The 17,751-nt window shown below is 65.1% G+C and carries 16 protein-coding genes and 1 riboswitch; of the genes, 7 read left to right on the forward strand and 9 right to left on the reverse strand.

Going from position 1 to position 17,751, the window contains the following annotated elements:
• Positions 1 to 3: 3 nt before the first annotated feature.
• From ACZ5Y5_RS18945 to ACZ5Y5_RS18970, 6 genes are read left to right on the forward strand one after another with little or no spacing between them, the layout of a single operon-like run.
• Positions 4 to 426, forward strand: coding sequence for a hypothetical protein (locus ACZ5Y5_RS18945; protein WP_464810970.1), 423 nt, complete (start codon positions 4 to 6; stop codon positions 424 to 426).
• Positions 423 to 1,382 (forward strand): cytochrome c oxidase subunit II, encoded by a 960-nt coding sequence (locus tag ACZ5Y5_RS18950; protein ID WP_464810971.1) that lies wholly within the window; start codon positions 423 to 425, stop codon positions 1,380 to 1,382. Before ACZ5Y5_RS18945 ends, ACZ5Y5_RS18950 begins: the two co-directional genes overlap by 4 nt.
• Positions 1,379 to 3,253, forward strand: a complete 1,875-nt coding sequence (locus ACZ5Y5_RS18955) for a cbb3-type cytochrome c oxidase subunit I (protein ID WP_464810972.1) — start codon at positions 1,379 to 1,381, stop codon at positions 3,251 to 3,253. Before ACZ5Y5_RS18950 ends, ACZ5Y5_RS18955 begins: the two co-directional genes overlap by 4 nt.
• Positions 3,250 to 3,864 (forward strand): cytochrome c oxidase subunit 3, encoded by a 615-nt coding sequence (locus tag ACZ5Y5_RS18960; RefSeq protein WP_464810973.1) that lies wholly within the window; start codon positions 3,250 to 3,252, stop codon positions 3,862 to 3,864. Before ACZ5Y5_RS18955 ends, ACZ5Y5_RS18960 begins: the two co-directional genes overlap by 4 nt.
• A complete protein-coding gene (locus ACZ5Y5_RS18965) occupies positions 3,861 to 4,145 on the forward strand; it encodes a hypothetical protein (protein ID WP_464810974.1) in 285 nt (94 codons plus the stop codon). The genes ACZ5Y5_RS18960 and ACZ5Y5_RS18965 overlap by 4 nt, the downstream gene beginning before the upstream one ends.
• Complete coding sequence (locus ACZ5Y5_RS18970; RefSeq protein WP_464810975.1) at positions 4,142 to 4,570, forward strand: c-type cytochrome; 429 nt, start codon at positions 4,142 to 4,144, stop codon at positions 4,568 to 4,570. Before ACZ5Y5_RS18965 ends, ACZ5Y5_RS18970 begins: the two co-directional genes overlap by 4 nt.
• Here ACZ5Y5_RS18970 and ACZ5Y5_RS18975 read toward each other — a convergent pair.
• The 9 genes from ACZ5Y5_RS18975 to ACZ5Y5_RS19015 form a co-directional block, all read right to left on the reverse strand.
• The gene (locus tag ACZ5Y5_RS18975) at positions 4,543 to 5,289 is read right to left on the reverse strand and encodes a cytochrome c oxidase assembly protein (RefSeq protein WP_464810976.1); all 747 of its coding nucleotides are present in this window, start codon (positions 5,287 to 5,289) and stop codon (positions 4,543 to 4,545) included. The two genes, ACZ5Y5_RS18970 and ACZ5Y5_RS18975, sit on opposite strands and share 28 nt — an antisense overlap.
• A gap of 71 nt (positions 5,290 to 5,360) precedes the next feature.
• Positions 5,361 to 6,542, reverse strand: coding sequence for an acetyl-CoA C-acyltransferase (locus ACZ5Y5_RS18980; RefSeq protein ID WP_464810977.1), 1,182 nt, complete (start codon positions 6,540 to 6,542; stop codon positions 5,361 to 5,363).
• A 172-nt stretch (positions 6,543 to 6,714) separates the two neighbouring features.
• On the reverse strand, positions 6,715 to 6,957 hold the full coding sequence (locus ACZ5Y5_RS18985; RefSeq protein ID WP_464810978.1) for a hypothetical protein: 243 nt from the start codon (positions 6,955 to 6,957) through the stop codon (positions 6,715 to 6,717).
• 234 nt (positions 6,958 to 7,191) lie between these two features.
• Positions 7,192 to 9,213, reverse strand: a complete 2,022-nt coding sequence (locus tag ACZ5Y5_RS18990; protein WP_464810979.1) for a TonB-dependent receptor — start codon at positions 9,211 to 9,213, stop codon at positions 7,192 to 7,194.
• A gap of 181 nt (positions 9,214 to 9,394) precedes the next feature.
• A riboswitch (cobalamin riboswitch) is annotated at positions 9,395 to 9,640 on the reverse strand.
• Between the two features lie 258 nt (positions 9,641 to 9,898).
• Entirely contained in the window at positions 9,899 to 10,078 is a 180-nt protein-coding gene (locus ACZ5Y5_RS18995; RefSeq protein WP_464810980.1) for a hypothetical protein, read from the reverse strand.
• 136 nt (positions 10,079 to 10,214) lie between these two features.
• Entirely contained in the window at positions 10,215 to 11,615 is a 1,401-nt protein-coding gene (chrA, locus tag ACZ5Y5_RS19000; RefSeq protein WP_464810981.1) for a chromate efflux transporter, read from the reverse strand.
• Complete coding sequence (locus ACZ5Y5_RS19005; RefSeq protein WP_464810982.1) at positions 11,612 to 12,553, reverse strand: chromate resistance protein ChrB domain-containing protein; 942 nt, start codon at positions 12,551 to 12,553, stop codon at positions 11,612 to 11,614. The genes chrA and ACZ5Y5_RS19005 overlap by 4 nt, the downstream gene beginning before the upstream one ends.
• A gap of 157 nt (positions 12,554 to 12,710) precedes the next feature.
• Positions 12,711 to 13,172: a low molecular weight protein-tyrosine-phosphatase gene (locus ACZ5Y5_RS19010; protein WP_464810983.1), complete on the reverse strand. Its 462-nt coding sequence runs from the start codon at positions 13,170 to 13,172 to the stop codon at positions 12,711 to 12,713.
• Positions 13,169 to 14,623 carry a helicase HerA domain-containing protein gene (locus ACZ5Y5_RS19015; RefSeq protein WP_464810984.1) on the reverse strand — a complete coding sequence of 485 codons (1,455 nt, stop codon included), beginning with the start codon at positions 14,621 to 14,623 and terminating at the stop codon, positions 13,169 to 13,171. Before ACZ5Y5_RS19015 ends, ACZ5Y5_RS19010 begins: the two co-directional genes overlap by 4 nt.
• A gap of 282 nt (positions 14,624 to 14,905) precedes the next feature.
• Here ACZ5Y5_RS19015 and ppc point away from each other — a divergent pair, with 282 nt between their 5' ends.
• Positions 14,906 to 17,602 (forward strand): phosphoenolpyruvate carboxylase, encoded by a 2,697-nt coding sequence (gene ppc / locus ACZ5Y5_RS19020; RefSeq protein WP_464810985.1) that lies wholly within the window; start codon positions 14,906 to 14,908, stop codon positions 17,600 to 17,602.
• Positions 17,603 to 17,751 lie beyond the last annotated feature (149 nt).

Genomic DNA, 17,751 nt, shown 5'->3' on the forward strand with positions numbered 1-17,751 from the left:
GGCATGCGACTGCGGATCGGCGCGATCATCACAAGCCTTCTTCTGGCGGGAGGATGCAGTTCCGAACAGCGCGCATTGACAGCGCCGCAGCCGACATCAGCCCCGACCGGGCCGGACGATCCGCGCATCGCCGCCATCAAGGACAATTTCTATCAGATCTCGCAGGGGGGGCGCTATTTCATCTGGTATGGCTGCACCGATTGCCATGGCGAGCCGAAAGCGGGATGGCCGCCGCGCCTGTCGTTCGTGACCTATTATGCGCGGATCGGCCACAAGGGTTATGACCGCAGGATCGCTGCCGAACAAAGATGGCAGATCAGCGCCTATCTCAATTCACTACCCGCCACCGACCCGGCGAAGCGGCACCGGCAGGCGGTGGACCAGAAGGGCGAGCCGATAGCCAAGCAATGGCAGGGGCCCTTATGAGCCGTTGGCTGGCCCTGCTGGCGTTGGCGCTACTGCCGGGATGCGGGCAGCGGCAATCCGCCTTGCACCCGGCGGCCGATCATGCGGCGACGCTCATGTCGCTGTTCCAACTGATGCTGTGGGTGTGCGGCATCGCCTATCTGCTCGTCATCCTGTTCCTCGGCTGGAGCCTGGTAAGGCGGCGCGCCGTCGCTGGCACTGGAGAGCAGGGCGTGCGGGCGGCGCTGGGGGTCTGGATCGGACTGATCCTGTTCGGGCTGGTCATTCTGGTGCTCGGCAGCTTCCTTGCCGACCGGACGCTGGGCGCGGCCCCGCAACAGGCGCTGCGCGTGCGGGTGACCGGGCATCAATGGTGGTGGCGCATCGAATATGAGGCGGGGCGGGGACGATGGATCGAGACCGCGAACGAACTGCACCTTCCGATGGGCGTTCCCGTGGCGCTGGAACTGCGAGCGGCGGATGTGATCCACAGTTTTTGGATTCCCAATCTGGCGGGCAAGATGGACATGATACCGGGGCGGATAAACAGCATGACGGTGACGCCGGGCAAGATCGGATGGTTCAGAGGACAATGCGCTGAATTTTGCGGAACGCAGCACGCCAATATGGCGCTGGTGGCGAAGGTCGAGCAGCCGGGCGAGTTCAGCCGCTGGCTCGCGCATCAGGCGGAGCCTGCGGCGGGCAATGCAGCAGGGCGGGCGATCGTCGAGCAAGGCAGTTGCGCGGTCTGTCACCAGATAAGGGGGACGGGCGCGCAGGGGCGGGTCGGGCCTGATCTTACCCATCTGGCGTCGCGCCGAACGATCGCGGCGGGCATGGCACCGCTGACGCGGGGCAGCTTGCGCGGGTGGATCATACAGTCCCAGGCGATGAAGCCAGGGACGTCCATGCCGCCGAGCGACCTTTCGCCCCGGGATGCCGAGGCCGTGGCCCGCTATCTGGAGACGCTGCGATGAGCGTGGAGCATGACATGCTGCGCGCCACCTGGTCGGACCCGCCGGGGCTGTGGGGTTTCCTGACCAGCGTGAACCCCCGCCGGATCGCCGGGCGATACATATTGACGGCGATGGCGCTGCTGATCCTGTCCGGGTTGCTGGCGCTCGACATGCGCATTCAGCTGAGCCAGCCGCAGATGCACCGGATGACGGCGCAGCTTTATAATGAATCCTTCGCCCTGCATGGATCGACCATGTTGTTCCTGGTGTCGGTGCCGGTGATGGAGGCCATGGCGATGTGGCTGGTGCCGTTGATGCTGGGGCAGCGGACGATGGCCTTTCCCCGCCTTAACGCGTTCAGTTTCTGGTTGTATCTGGGCGGCGTCCTGATGCTGTGGCTGCCGCATATGGTGGGGGTGACGCCGGACCTTGGCTGGTTCGAATATCCCCCCCTGTCTGGGCTATCCTATTCGCCCGGACATCGTGCGGACATTTGGGCGCAGATGATCACATTCACAGAGGTCGCGGCGCTCGCGGTATCGGTCAATGTCGCCGTCACCATATTGAAGATGCGGCCGCCAGGCATGACGCTGGCGCGGATGCCCGCTTTTCTGTGGGCGATGCTGGTGTCGGCGGTGATGACCATTTTGGCGTTGCCCGCGGTGATGCTGGTGACGTCCATGCTGATCGCCGACCGGCTGGTTTCGACGCATTTCTTCAGTCCCGCGAGCGGCGGGGACGTGCTGTTGTTCCAGCATCTCTTCTGGTTCTTCGGCCATCCGGAAGTTTACATCATCTTCCTGCCGGGACTGGGTTTCGTTTCCGCGATCGTGGAGACATTTTCGCGGCGGCGGTTGTTCGGCCATGTCCCGGTGGTGCTGTCGATGCTGGCCATCGCCTTCCTCGCCTTTGGCCTGTGGGTACATCATATGTTCGCCGTGGGCCTGCCCAAGGTCGGCAACGCGCTCTACACGGCGGCGAGCATGGCGATCGCATTGCCGGCCGGTATCCAGATATTCTGCTTCATCGCGACCATTGCCCTTGGACGGCCCAGCTATCGCACGCCGCTGCTGTGGATCGTGGCGTTCATCCTGACGTTCGTCATTGGCGGGCTGTCGGGCGTGATGACCGCGTCCGCGCCGCTGGACCTGCAGCTGACCGACACTTATTTCGTCGTCGCGCACTTGCATTATGTGCTGATCGGCGGCGCGATGTTCCCGCTCTTTGGCGCTTTCACCTATTGGTATCCCAAGGCGACCGGGCGCATGATGTCGGATCGCTGGGGGATAGTCAGCTGCGCGCTGATCGTCGCGGGGTTCAACATCGCCTTCTTTCCCATGCACCTGCTGGGCCTGATGGGCATGCCGCGCCGCATCTACACTTATGGGCCGGAGATGGGCTGGGGCGACCTGAACCTGGTCGCGACAGGAGGCACGGTCATCGCGTCGGCCGGAGCGGCGATCTTCGTCGCCAACGCCTTTTTCAGCTATTGGCGGGGCAGGCATGCGGGCGCCGATCCCTGGGGCGGATCGACGCTGGAATGGGCGGCGAGTTCGCCGCCGCCTGCCTATGGCTTCGCCTATGTGCCGGTCGTCAAGAGCGCCACGCCGATGTGGGATGATGAGCTGGAGCCCTTCCCCGTTCTGCGCGGCCTTTCGAGCCGGGACAGGGAGGTGCTCGTCACCTCGCTGGTCGACGCCAAGCCGCAATATCGCCAGCCGAGCCCTGGGCCGTCAATCTGGCCGCTCGTCTCCGCGCTGGTGACGTCGGCATTGTTCGTGGGGAGCATCTTCACGCCATGGGCGCTGGTTTGGGGCGCGCTGCCGCTCGGCGTGGCTCTGACTTTGTGGTTCTGGCCGACCCGGCGGCGGCGCAAGGAGGCTGTGGCATGAGCGACCGGCCGATCTCCATCCATGGCGACCTGTCGGACCTGCCCGCCAGCAAACATGGCGCGGCGAGCCTGGCCTGGTGGGGCAATACCGGCTTCATGGCGATAGAGGGCACAGCCTTCCTGCTGGCGGGCGGCTCCTATCTGTATCTGATGGTGGCGAGCCCATCCTGGCCGCCCAAGGGCTTTGCTCCGCCGGAATTGCTGTGGGGCGTGGTCTTCACCCTGGGTCTGCTGCTGAGCGAGATACCCAATAGATGGCTGATCAAGAAGGCGCGAGCCCAGGATGAGCGCGCGGTGAGGATCGGCATCATCGTGATGAGTGCGGCCGGATTGATGCTGTTCATTCCGCGCGCGCTGGAGTTCACCGTGCTGGGGCTGCGATGGGATGAGAATGCCTATGGCTCCGTGCTGTGGATGCTGATGATCCTGCATACGGTCCATCTGGTGACCGACTGGGGCGACACGGTGGTGCTGGCGCTTTGGCTGCACACGCATGAGGTGGGCGACCGGCAGTTCGCGGATGTCGAGGATAACGGCAATTACTGGCGGTTCGTGGAGCTGAGCTGGCTGCCGATATATGCGCTGGTCTATTGGGCGCCGAGGCTGGCATGAGCAGGAACGCCCGCTACGCCATCCTCTTCGCCGCGCCGCCGCTGCTGTGGTTTGCAAGCCAGCAGGGCCTGAGCTTCATACTGCACGCGGCCTGTCCGCCAGGGCCGCCCTGGACCGCCGTAGGGATGGCGCTGTTCCTGCTGATCATCGGCCTCGCCAGCTGGGCGCTGGTGCGGCTGGCTCCGGGGAAATGGGGCGCGCTGTTGTGGGTGGGGATATTCTTTCTGGCGCTGCTGTTTCAGGCATTGGCGGTGCTGATCCTGACGGGGTGCCGGGCATGAGGCGCATTCCATCCAGCCTTTGGTTCGCAGCGCTGCTGGGCGGATTCGGCTTGCTGGGCTCGATCGCCAGCTTCGTGGTGCAGCAGCGGCAGGAAAGCAGCATGCAGGAAGCGCATGCGCAGGCCCTGACCGGCGGCGCGGTTGAACGGGGGGAGCGGGCGATCATCGCCCGGCAGTGCAGCGCCTGCCACGAGATACCAGGCATTGCGGGACCGCGCGGCGCGTCCGCGCCTTCGCTGGCGGGTTTTTCGGCGCGCAAGACGGTGGCTGGGGTGCTGCGCAACGATCCGGCCGCGTTGGTGCGCTGGATCCGCTTTCCGCAATCGGTCGTACCGGGCAACGCCATGCCGGACATGGGCATCGGTGATCAGGAAGCGCGGGACATTGCCGCTTATCTTTATACCCTGTCGCCCAGGCCGACATAGGTCAGCGGCTGTTCTTCCGGCTCGGCAAGAATGTGCCAGGCGTAGTAGAGGGTGGCGGCAAGATAGAGCGTGCCGCCCGGTATCCACATGAGGAGCCCCGCCATCTGCTGATCTGCGAGGGGGCTGAAGTCCCAGGCCTGAGTGGTCAGCCAGTGCGGCCGATAGAGGGCCGTGCCCGCGAAAGCAATGAGTGCGCCGAGAAGGCTCATCTGCATCATGGTCGCAAAGAGCGCGATGATCTTGCCCGGCAGCGCCGAGCGTGCGAGCGCATGCCAGAAGGCCGCGGCGGAGATGAGGATGCTGAACTGCATCGCCCAGAAGACGAGCGAGGACGAGAGCGCCCATTCATAGGCGGCAGGGGCATGCCAGAACCAGAGGATCAGCGCCTGCAGGACGGTCCAGGTGGAGAGCGATCCCTTGATACGCCACCCTCCTGCGGCGCGAGCGAGCAGGGGGGCTGCGATCAGGATAAGCGCGAGGTGATGGACAGCGCGTGCCGAGAAGAGGGCCGATCCCAGGGCGCAGAAGGGTGAGACATAGAGGAACGCCCAAAGTCCGGCGAGGCCGAGCGCTGCGCCGCGGCGGCCGGGGGGCAGGCGCAAGGCGATGAACAGGCAGGCAGCGAGGAAGACAAGGAGAAGCGGGTCCCAATTCCACCGCGTCCACAGCTCATCGGGAAGAGGCGCGCCGCCGCAATATGGGACCGGGCTGTGATACAAGGGGAAACCTCATCCTCTCTTCCCCTTGTCCAAGTCATGAGCGCGCGGATCGTTCCCCCCGCTTCGCAGGATCAGGCGAGTTCGACGGCCATGGCGGTCGCTTCCCCGCCGCCGATGCACAGGCTGGCGACTCCGCGCTTTAAACCGCGGCTTTGGAGCGCGGCGATCAAGGTGGTGAGGATACGCGCGCCGCTGGCCCCGATGGGGTGACCGAGGGCCGTCGCGCCGCCGTTGACGTTGAGCTTGTCGGCAGGGATGCCCAGTTCCTTCGCGGCGATCATGGCGACCACGGCGAAGGCTTCGTTGACTTCGAAAAGATCGACGTCCGCCACCGACCATCCAGTGCGGTCGAGCAGTTTGGTCATGGCGGGGACAGGTGCGGTGGTGAAGCGCGAGGGCTCATGGGCATGGGCGGCGCTGGCGACCACGGTGGCGATGACCGGCAGGCCGAGGCGATCGGTAATGCTGCGGCGGGTCATGACGAGCGCGGCCGCGCCGTCGGATATGGAAGAGGAATTGGCGGCGGTGATCGTCCCGTCCTTGACGAAGGCGGGCTTTAGCGAGGGGATTTTCTCCGGGCGGGCCTTGCCCGGCTGCTCGTCGGTGTCGACCAGCGTTTCGCCGGAGCGGCCGGGGACGGACAGGGGCGTGATCTCCTGCTGGAATGCGCCGCTGGCGATGGCCGCCTGTGCCCGTTCCAGCGAGCGGACGGCATAGGCGTCCTGCTGCTCGCGGGTGAACTGATAGTCGCGGACGGCTTCTTCGGCGAAGACGCCCATCGCCTTGCCGGGTTCATAAGCGTCTTCCAGTCCGTCCATCATCATCGTGTCGATGATGCGGTCATGGCCGATGCGCGCGCCGGAGCGATGCTTGGGCAGCGCATAGGGGGCGTTGGTCATGCTTTCCATGCCGCCCGCGACGATGATGTCGGCGCTTCCGGCGAGCAGCGCTTCCTGCGCCATGATCGCGGCCTGCATGCCTGAGCCGCACATCTTGTTGACGGTGGTGGCTTCGACCGAGCGAGGGAGGCCAGCGCCGAGCGCGGCCTGGCGGGCGGGGGCCTGTCCCAAACCGGCGGCGAGGACGCAGCCCATATAGATGCGGTCGATGGCGTCGGAAGAGACGGCCGATCGTTCGACCGCGGCCCTGACGGCGGCTGCGCCGAGGTCTGTCGCCTTGAGAGGAGACAGGACGCCCTGGAAGCCGCCCATGGGGGTTCTGGCGTAGCCTGTGATGACAACCGGATCCTGCATCTTTCTATCCCGTCCCGCGATTATCTTGCGGTTCCTAGATGGGGGCGGAGACGAAATAATGAAGGAAGTGGCGAGAAAAATGCGCTCGGGCAGGAAGGCCATGAAGGGAGGACATGGCGGGCCTGCCCGAGCGCTTCCGGGGGGCTGCGAAATTTAGTCTAGGGGATAGTTTTCAGGCGGCGGTGTTCGCGGCGTGGATGCCGAAGGCCATCCGAGCGGCGCTGATGGTATATTCATATTCCTCGCTACCAGGAACGAGGTCATGCCAGTTTTTATTTGAGATAGCGGCGAAACTGTCTTGCCAGATCTTACAAGCGATCAGTTGTATTTCAGTTTCTTTTGGCGCGCGCTGTGCTTCCAGGCAATCCCGCAAGATTGCGTGGAAGACGGCGCCCCTGACGGGTGCATGTTTCATTGGCATCCTCTCCAGCAGCCGATTCTTTTGTTCAGCTTGCCGTAGGGGAAAGTTACACAGCGAGGAAGCCGCGTCAACTATTGCTCGAAATTTTTCAAAGCCATAACATAAGTAAAGCAGATATATATCTAAATAGCCTGCACCTTTTACTTTAAGGACATGAGCGTTCTTTTAGCCAAATGATAATGGGAAGGCGGCTATCCGCAGTTCCGGCAGCGGCCTTCCCGGTGATCATCAGAAGCTGAACTTCGCGCCGACCCGCAATGTGCGCGGTTCCACGACGCGGCTCAGGCGGCCTTCCACCGGCCCGCCAGCGTCAAAGGACGGAATGTAGGATTCATAATAATAGGCGATGTCCTTGTCTCGGCTGGCAAGGATGTTGAGCAGCTCGCCATAAATCTGGACATGCTTCCCCTTCCAGGCGGCGCGGGCGTTGACGACGGTGCTGCCGGGATCGCGCACGCTATTGTCCTCGATCAGCGGCGAGGGGCCGAGATGGCGCAGGCGGATGCTGGCTTCCCATGGGTCGAGAACGATCGCCGCCCCGGCGGAGGCGGCATTTTTGAACGCGTTGGGAATATGATCGCCATTGTCGTAGCGCGAGTGGCTGGCGGTGTAGTTGCCGTCGAAGGCGAGCCAGGGGAAAGGACGCCAGAAGGCGACCAGTTCATAGCCATGGCGGCTGCTGGCCCCTGACGGTTCGACGGCGTTGGAATCGCCGACGAAGCGCAGTTCGCTACCGACATTCAGCCACCAATAGGTGGCGGTGAAGGAGAAGCCGGGCAGTTGCAGGCGCGCGCCCAATTCCTTGCCGGTGCCGCGGACGAGCAGAGGGACGGGCGTGGTGGCGTTCACCGCGCCGCGCACATCATTGGAATGAAAGCCCCGGCCCCAATTGGCGTAGAGTTCGACGCGGGGACTTAGCTGATAGGCGATCGCGGCCTTGGGCGAAACGAGGGTGTCGGAGCCGCTGCCTTCGCCCAAGGCTGCGGCGGCCGCGTCCTTCGCCGTGACCGAATAATGATAATGGTCGCCGCGCAACCCGCCGGTCAGGCGCAGGCCGGGCAGGGGCGTAAGGGTCGCTTCCCCATAGAGGGCGGCGGAGGCTTCCTTCACCCGGTAGCGGCCGAGCGAGGCCAGGAAGGCGCGGTCTGCGGTGCGGTTGACGCCGACATTGCCGATCGCGTCATAGCGGTTCTCCGTGCCGAGTTTCAGCTGGAGAACGGGACCCAGGTCCCAGCGCTTCTCGCCGGTCAGGCCAAGGACCCAGCGGCGGTCGAACTGTTCGATCTGCGCGCTGGTCCCGTCCGGATCGGCATAGGTGGGATTGGAAAACATCGTCCAGTCGTAGAATTGCGCGTAAAGATTGGCCCGCCACGTCGGCTGGACGGTGGCGAGATTGCCGATGATGCGCGTGGTTTCGCCGCGTGCGGATGGATCGGGCGAGCAAAAGACGTCCGGACATTGGGGCGTGCCGATGATCCGTTCGGGAATCTGCTCGGTCGGGCGCCAGGTCGCACGATAGGCGTGGACCGATGCTTCCAGCTTTCCGGGGCCGGCGGGCAGCGCATATTTGGCGAACCCTGCATAATGGCGCAGATGTTCCGGTTCTTCCCAAGGGCCGTCATAAGCCTTGGCCTGCGCGACGAGAGTGAGGTCGCCGCCGCCCGCTTTCACGGTGCCGCCCGCCGCCAGCCTGCGCCAGCCATAGGAGCCGCCCTCCGCCGATATCCAGGGACGGTCATAGCCGTCGATCGTGGTCATATAGGCCGCGCCCGCCAGCGCGAAGTCGCCGCCGTCCGCGCGGTAGGGACCTTTGCGAAAATCCTCGCGCGCGACGATTTCGGGGATGAGGCCGTTGAGGTCGAGATAGCCATGACCATGGCCATGGGTGCGAAAGTTCATCTGAACGCCGTCGATATAGGTGGTGAAGTCCGACCCATGATCGAGGTTGAACCCGCGCAGGAAATATTGATTGGCCTTGCCGCTGCCCGAATGCTGGGCGGCGACCATGCCGGGCACGGCTTCGAGCAGTTCGGCGACGCGCAGCAGCGGGCGGACGAGCAGGTCCGCGCCGCCGACGCTGCCTTCGCTGGCGGCATGTGCGGTGCCGATCTTATCCTCTCCCCGGCCGAAAACGACGATGGTGGCGGCGGCTTCGGCGGTTTCCGCATCATCGGCGGCACGTGCAGGGGAAGCGGAAAGACTGGTGGTCAGGGCGCAGGCCGCCCATGCCAGTGAGTTACGGGATTTCATGTCATTCACTCCGGGCGTCTGGCGACATCCGGTAAGAGACCTGCCGCCCACGCGAACGGCCGGCGCACGCCGACAGCCGGACGCCCCCAAGGCGGCCGCCAACGTCACCGAAGCGGCCTCCACCGCTCGTTCGTCGCTCAGACGGAAGTTACCGTGCCGCGGCCATCCCCTGGACCAAGGCAAGAGCGACCAGACGCAGGCAGGTCTCCTGGCTCGCGGGTCGTCGCTTGATGCACGGCCTTCCCGGGCCCCGCAGGATTTAGCGTCCGGCCCAGTGACTTGCCCTTCCTGCCTGTGAGGAAGGGCGATGTGCATCGCGCTCGCCGCTTACAGTTGCAGGGACAGCCTTGGCTTGAGGAGGCGGACGCCTCCTGCACCATGTTCCCTTTTAAGCCTCTTTCGAGGCACCGGCGCGATCAAACCGGGGTGACCCGGGTGGAGTGGCGATAGCGAGCGTGCAAGCGGAGGGCAAGGGGGTGAGTTGGTGGGAGCCGCCATCCCCGGCGGAAGCTGGGATCTTAGAGGGCGCGCTGTGGGCAGAGATGCCAGCTTTCGCTGACATGACGGGCTGAGGGCGCAGGGAGCGGGCAGGCCGGAGGTTGCGCAGTTCCCCTCCACCATCGGCGGGGCCGATGGCACCCCTCCCCATCTTTGACGGGGAGGGTTTAGGATTTGAGCTTTCGGATCAGTTCAGCGCGTTGCCGGAGTTGCGCTTCAGGCGCAGGGCCATGGCCTGGTAGCGGACGGCGCGTTCATTGTGCAGGGCGATGGTTGCCTGGTCCGCTCCGCGCAGGCGAGCTTCTCTGGCCTGCTGCGCTTCATGGGCCGCGCAGGCGGTAAAATGTGATGCGTCATGGGGGCGCATGGCCCAAATCCTCTCTCTTATTTCTTATGGCGGTCCCTATATCACCGGGACGCTCGCAGCGGCTATAAAACAGGTTAAACGCGACAAGCATCAACTTTTTTGAAGCAGTTCGCGCGCTTGTCGCGTCTGCGCCGCCTTAGGTCAGGAGGACATAGGCCGCGCCCGCTATTGCCGAGCAGAGGAGGACGGGGAGCACTCCGGCCTTGAAGCGCAGGACGGCGATCAGGGCGGCGGCGGAGAGGATGAGCGCGGGCACGTTGATCGACGCGAGGACCGGCACGTCGAGCGATCCGGTTGGAGTGGGCATGGCGTGGACCCTGGCGAAGAGCGTGTGGATCGCAAACCAGAGAGCAAGGTTCAGGATCACGCCCACGACTGCCGCCGTGATGGCGGTGAGGGCGGAGGACAGGGCGCGGTTGCCGCGCAGGCGTTCGATGAAGGGCGCGCCTGCGAAGATCCAGAGGAAGCAGGGGACGAAGGTCACCCAGGTGGTGAGGATCGCGCCGAGCGTTGCGGCGGCGAGCGGGGCGAGCGCTCCTGAATCGCGGAAGGCGGCGAGGAAGCCGACGAACTGCGTCACCATGATCAGCGGGCCGGGGGTGGTTTCGGCCATGCCGAGGCCGTCGAGCATCTCGCCGGGGCGGAGCCAATCGAAGGTGCCGACCGCTTCCTGCGCGACATAGGCGAGGACCGCATAAGCGCCGCCGAAAGTGACGACCGCCATCTGGCTGAAGAAGCCGGCGATGCGGGTGAAGACGTCATTCGGGCCGAGGATGAGGAAGAGCGCGAGGACCGGGGCGAGCCAGAGAGCCAGGAGCACCGTGGAGATCTGGAGCGACCAGCGCAGATTGGGTCGGGCGTGATCGGGGAGCGTTTCGCCCAGCGCGGTGTCGCGGTCGTGGATGATATTGCCCGAGGCCGAGCCGTGGCCGCCGCCGCCTTTGAATTGCGCGATGCCGCTGCGACCGCCCAGATAGCCGATGAGGCCCGCTGCCAAGATGATCAGGGGGAAGGGTGCGTCGAGGAAGAAGATGGCGACGAAGGCGGCAGCGGCGATGCCGCGCATCACGCCATTCTTGAGCGCGCGGGAGCCGACGCGCACGACCGCTTGCACCACCACGGCGAGGACGGCCGCCTTGAGGCCGAAGAAGAGCCCTTCGATCAGCGGGACCTTGCCGAGGAGGACGTAGATGTAGCTGAGGCCCAAGATGGCGAGGAAGCCGGGGAGGACGAAGAGGATGCCTGCGATCAGGCCGCCCTTCGTCTTGTGGAGGAGCCAGCCGATATAGATGGCGAGCTGCTGCGCTTCCGGGCCGGGGAGGAGCATGCAGTAGTTGAGGGCGTGGAGGAAACGCTCCTCCCCGATCCATTTCTTTTCCTCGACCAACAGGCGGTGCATGACCGCGATCTGGCCCGCGGGACCGCCGAAGCTCAAGGCGGCGATCTTCGTCCAGACGCGGGTGGCTTCGCCGAGCGGGATGCCGTGGTCGGGCGCGGGCGCGGCGGCAGAGGAGAGGGTCGATGCGTTGCTGCTCATCGATCGGCCTTTCGATTGCTGAAGAAAGCGTGGAACTGGTTGAGGGCGTCGCTGGCAAGGGCGATGCGCTGGAGGTCGTCGTCGGTGGAGGCGCAGACGCCCGACAGGATCGCGCCGAGGCCCGCAGTTTCCGGGCGGGCGAATTTGCCGTCGGCTATATCGAGTTCGTGGATGATCTCACCGATGGCGCGCAGGGCGGGATCTTCGGTGAGGGCGGCGCGCAGAAGCAGGGTTTCGAAACTGCAGCGGTCGCCTTCATGAGTGAATTCCGCGTCGGCCATGTCGAAGCGGAGTTCGCCCGGCTCGGGGGTGTGGGAGCGGCTGTCGACGAAGCGGAAGCTGGCCTGAGGGTCGATGAAGCGCTGGATCAGCCAGGCGCAGGCAATGCGATCGACATGGACGCCGCTGCGCGTGACCCAGACGCGGTTGGTGAGATCCTGCGGCGCGGGGGTCTGCGCAGGCTCCGCGCGGGTGACGTCGGGGTGCTGGTAACGACGGCGGTCGAGTTCGGCGAGGGCGGCTTCGGCCTCCTGGCGGCCATGCGCGCCGAAAAAGTCGATGCGACTGATTTCTTCAAGACGCTTCTGGAGCTTGGCGATGTCGGCGGCGGTGGCGGGGCCGGTTTCCATCAGGCGGCGGGCAGATTGGGCGAGATCGTCATAATCTGCGTCGCGGGCGGTGTCGAAGAGGGTGCGGACTTCGGCGTCCGACTGGCCCGCGATGAGGCGGGTTTCGGTGAGGATGGCTTCGCCGCCGCTGCTGGTGATTTCTTCGAGCAGGGCGCGGAAGGCGGCTTCGGAATCGTCCGAATGAGGGAGGACATGGACGGCGTTTTTGAGCGGAACGGCGCCGATGGATTGGAGGCGGCGCCAGATTTTGACGCGCAGATAGGGGGGCTTGGCGGGGAGTTGATGGAGGAGGGCTAGCCAAGAGGTCATGATGCAGGTGTATCATGAGATTTTTTGGAGGGAAATAGCTATATCGTTTGAGTTCGCGCAGAGGCGCAGAGTTCGCGGAGTAAAGTTCAGCGCTCTCTGCGCTTCCGCGCGAACAAAAGGGCGATGGGCTCCTGGCTTTGCAGGAGCAGGGTGAGCGTTAGTTCCGGAGCTGTTCGATGAGCGCTTTTGCGGCCTTGGTCACATCTTCCCAAGTTTCATCGAAGCCTTCGTCCTCGCCGAAATAGGGGTCGGTGACGCTGGTGCCCTCGCGGCCGGGGACGAGGTCCATGAGGAGGCGGAGATCGGCGGTGCCGTTCGATGGGCGGATGCAGCGGAGGTTTTTGAGGTTTTCCGCGTCGAGGGCGAAGATGTGGTCGAAGCGGTGAAAATCCTGGGGCGTGACCTGGCGGCCGCGATAATGGGAGATGTCGATGCCATTGCGCAGGGCCACGGCCTGAGCGCGCTTGTCGGGCGGGCAATCGACATGCCAGTCGCCGGTGCCAGCGGAATCCACTTTGACCGCAAGGTTCGCGCGTTCAGCTTCGGCGCGCAGGGCGGCTTCGGCCAGGGGCGAGCGGCAGATGTTGCCGAGGCAGACGAAGAGGACGGAGACGCTCATCCTTCGGCCGCCGCAGTGGAGAGGCCGAGTTGCGGCACGCCGATCGAGCGGCGGCCGCCGAAATCGGTGCGGGCGACGATGACGCCGATCTTTTCCATATAGTCGATCAGGCGGCGGACGCGGCCGGGCGAGCTGGTGCCATAGGCGCGGGCGAGGGCGGCATCGTCGGGGCAGGGCAGGCCCTGCATCGCGGCGCGGGCGATGAGGAGGAAGGGGGCCAGCATGTCTTCGGGCAGCGGCTGGGCGGCCTTCATCGCATCGTCCCAGCGTGGGTCGGCGGCGTCGAACATGCCCGCCTGCGCCATGGCGAAGCGCTTGCGGAAGGCGGAAAGGTCGAGCGGGGGCGTGCGCAGGCCCTTCATGCGGCAGCGGACGCCGAAATCTTGATAGAGGGTGGAGACGCTGGGCTGCGCATCGCCAAGGTCGGCCACGATCTCTTCGAGGACGGCGATGACCACGGGCTCATTCTGGCCGAAGTCGAGTTCGGGCGCGGCGGGTTTAGCGGAGGGCGCGTTGGCGAGCGCGCGCATCAGTTCCTCGGCCGGGAGCGGCGGCGGGTCGGCGCGGGCCGGGGGAGGCGGCAGCGCGTCATCCTCTCCAGCGCTGGCGAAGAGCAGTTCCTGCATATTTTCGGTCGCCGCGGCCGGGGGCGGCATGAGCTTGTGGGTGCCGCCGCGCGTGCTGGTTTTCACGGCGCCGATCTTCACCGCGACGGGGCGGCGGCAGATGGCGGGGCCGAGCGCGAGGAAGCGTCCGCGCTCCAAATCGCGTATCTGTTCGGCCTGGCGGCGCTCCATGCCGAGCAGGTCGGCGGCGCGGGCCATGTCGATGTCGAGGAAGGTGCGGCCCATGAGGAAGTTCGACGCTTCGGCCGCGACATTCTTGGCGAGCTTGGCAAGGCGCTGGGTGGCGATGACGCCCGCAAGACCACGCTTGCGGCCACGGCACATGAGGTTGGTCATGGCGGCCAGCGACAGGCGGCGGGCTTCGTCGGAGACGTCTCCGGCGGCGACGGGGGCGAACATCTGCGCTTCATCCACCACGACGAGGGCGGGATACCAATGGTCGCGCGGGGCGTCGAACAGGGTAGAAAGGAAGGTCGCGGCGCATTTCATCTGCGCTTCGAGTTCCAGGCTTTCGAGGCTGAGGACGACCGAGGCGCGATGTTCGCGGATGCGCGCGGCCATCTTGACGATCTCGCGTTCATTATAGTCGCCCGCGTCGATGACGACATGGCCATATTCATCGGCGAGCGTGACGAAGTCGCCTTCAGGGTCGATGACGACCTGCTGGACGAGGGTCGCGCTTTCTTCCAGCAAACGGCGTAGGAGGTGCGACTTGCCGGAGCCCGAATTGCCCTGAACGAGCAGGCGGGTGGCGAGCAATTCCTCGACGTCGATCGGAACGGGGTTGCCGTTGCCGTCGGTTCCTATGCTGATGGTGGCGGTCACATATGTCCTTTGGCCCAGGCGGTGGGATTCGCGCAAGGGCGGTGTGGCTAACGGCGTGCGCGGGCGGGCTTCGACAGGCTCAGCCCGAACGGGGGGTGGGGGTGGCGGCTTGGAATTAGAGCCGTAGCCTATTTTCATTGTCGTCACCCCAGGCTTGAGCCGGAGTCTCGCTTCCTTATTCACATGGCTTGAAGAAAAGCGGGATCCCGGGTCAAGCCCGGGATGACGATCTGGATGTTAGGACCCTTGACCCGGCGATTGTTGCGGCGCAGCATCGATTTCATGGCGACTCTTTCCTCTCCCGTTCCTCCGGTTACGCAAAATCCGGATATTCGGTATCTTGGCCGCCTGCTCGGCGATGTGATCCGCGCCTATGGCGGGGACCGGCTTTACCGGCAGACGGAATATATCCGATCCGCTTCGGTCGATCGGGCGCGCGGGCTGCATGGCGCGGATGTGGTGGATACCGGGCTGGAGGCGCTCAGCCTGGACGATACGCTGTCGTTCGTCCGGGGGTTCATGCTGTTTTCGATGCTCGCCAATTTGGCCGAGGACCGGCAGGGCGTCGCGGCCGATCCGGACGCGGATGTGGCTTCGGCCATCGAGCGGCTGGAGGCGCATGGGATCGATCGGGAGGCTGTGCTTTCGCTGCTCAACCATTCGCTGATCGTGCCGGTGCTGACCGCCCACCCGACCGAGGTGCGGCGCAAGAGCATGATCGACCACAAGAACCGCATCGCCGACCTGATGCTGCTGAAGGATGCGGGGCGGAGCGAGACGGAGGATGGCGAGAATCTGGACGAGGCGATCGCCCGGCAGATCGCCCTGTTGTGGCAAACACGGCCGCTGCGGCGGCAGAAGCTGTTCGTGCAGGACGAGATCGACAATGTCCTGACCTATTTCCGCGACGTATTCCTGCCGGTGCTGCCTGCCCTCTATGCGCGGTGGGAGCGGGTGCTGGGGGTGCGGCCGCCCAGTTTCCTGCGGGTGGGCAACTGGATCGGGGGCGACCGCGACGGCAATCCCTTTGTCCAGGCTCCGCAGTTGCGGTCGGCGCTGGCGCGGGGGTGCGAGGCGGCGGTCGCTTATTATCTCGACGCGCTGCATGCCCTGGGCGCGGAACTGTCGCTGTCCACCGAGCTGGCGCATGTGCCGGACGGTGTGCTGGCGCTGGCGGAAGCGAGCGGCGACAGCTCGCCCAGCCGTCAGGATGAGCCCTATCGCCGGGCGATATCGGGCATCTATGCGCGGCTGGCGGCGACCTATCGCAGTTTGACGGGCAAGGAGCCGCCACGGCCTTCGCGGCTGGAGGGTGAGCCCTATGCCCAGCCGGGCGATTTGCGGCGCGATCTGGTGACGGTGGCGCAGGGGCTGGCGAGCGAGGGCGACGGCGCGCTGGCGACCGGGGGCGCTCTGGGGCGGCTGATCCGGGCGGTGGAGACGTTCGGCTTCCACCTTGCCACGCTCGACATGCGGCAGAATAGCGATGTGCATGAGCGGGTCGTCGCGGAGCTGCTGAAGGTCGCGGGCGTGCAGGAGGATTATGCCGCGCTCGATGAATATGCGCGGATCGCGCTGCTGCGGCGGGAGCTGGCGAGCAATCGGCCACTGGGATCGCGCTTTTCGGAATATTCGGAAGAGACGGCATCCGAACTGGCGATCGTGCAGGCCGCGGCCGAGGCGCATCGGACTTATGGGACCGCCTGCATCAGCCATTATATCATTTCCAAGGCGGAAAGCGTTTCGGACCTGCTGGAGGTCAACCTGCTGTTGAAGGAGGCGGGGCTGTGGCGCGCGGCGAAGGGCGATGCCCATGCGCAGGCGGCGATCATGGCGGTGCCGCTGTTCGAGACGATCGCGGACCTTGAGGCCGCGCCCAGCATCATGGCGGCCTATTTCGGCCTGCCCGAGATTGCGGGGGTCGTGCGCGAGCGGGGTCATCAGGAAGTGATGATCGGCTATTCCGACAGCAACAAGGATGGCGGCTATATCACCTCCACCTGGTCGCTCTATCAGGCGAGCAAGGCGCTGGCGCCGGTGTTCGAGAAGGCGGGGACGGCGATGCAGCTGTTCCACGGCCGGGGCGGCGCGGTTGGGCGCGGCGGCGGATCGTCCTTCGCGGCGATCCAGGCGCAGCCCAAGGGGACGGTGCAGGGGCGCATCCGCATCACCGAACAGGGCGAGGTGATCGCGGCGAAGTTCGGCACGCGCGATGTGGCGATGACCAATTTGGAGGCGATGACGAGCGCCACGCTGCTCGCCAGCCTGGAGCCGGAGGGCATTTCGGATCGGGACGCCGCGCGTTTCGCGGTCGCCATGGACGAGCTGTCCAGGACTGCCTTCGCCGCTTATCGCGACCTGGTTTACGGGACGCCGGGCTTCAAGGAGTTCTTCCGCCAGCTGACGCCGATCCAGGAGATTTCGGGCCTGAAGATCGGGTCACGGCCCGCTAGCCGGACGAAGAGCACGCGGATCGAGGATTTGCGCGCCATTCCGTGGGTGTTCAGCTGGTCGCAGGCGCGGGTGATGCTGCCCGGCTGGTATGGCATGGGGCAGGCGTTCGACGCCTTCAAGGATAAGGCGCTGCTGGCCGACATGGCGCAAAGCTGGGCATTCCTGCAGTCCGCGCTCGCCAATCTGGAGATGGTGCTGGCGAAGTCGGACCTGGGGATCGCGGCCCATTATTTGCCGCTGGTCGAAGATCAGGCGAGCGGCGCGGCGATATTCGAGCGTATCCGGGACGGATGGCAGCTGACCCATGATGGGTTGCTCGCGGCGACGGGCCAGTCACGCCTGCTGGAGAAGAATCCCAAGCTGGATGAATCGATCCGGTTGCGCCTGCCCTATATCGAGCCGCTGAACCTGTTGCAGGTCGAATTGATGAAGCGATATCGCGGCGGGGAGGATGACGCTCGGATCAAGGAAGGCATCGAACTGTCGATCAACGCGATCGCGACCGCGCTCCGTAACAGCGGGTAAGATAAGGGAATTCGGGACGGCTGCAGTCCAACACCGCCCCGAACCCCTGGCCTCCCGAAGGAAGGCCGAAGCGGATAAGACAGGGCCAAGGGCCGCCTGTCCAGTGCTTATGAAAACGATTCATCCCTTTCCGACGATGAAGCATGGAT

The organism is Sphingobium sp. TomTYG65, assembly GCF_055395525.1.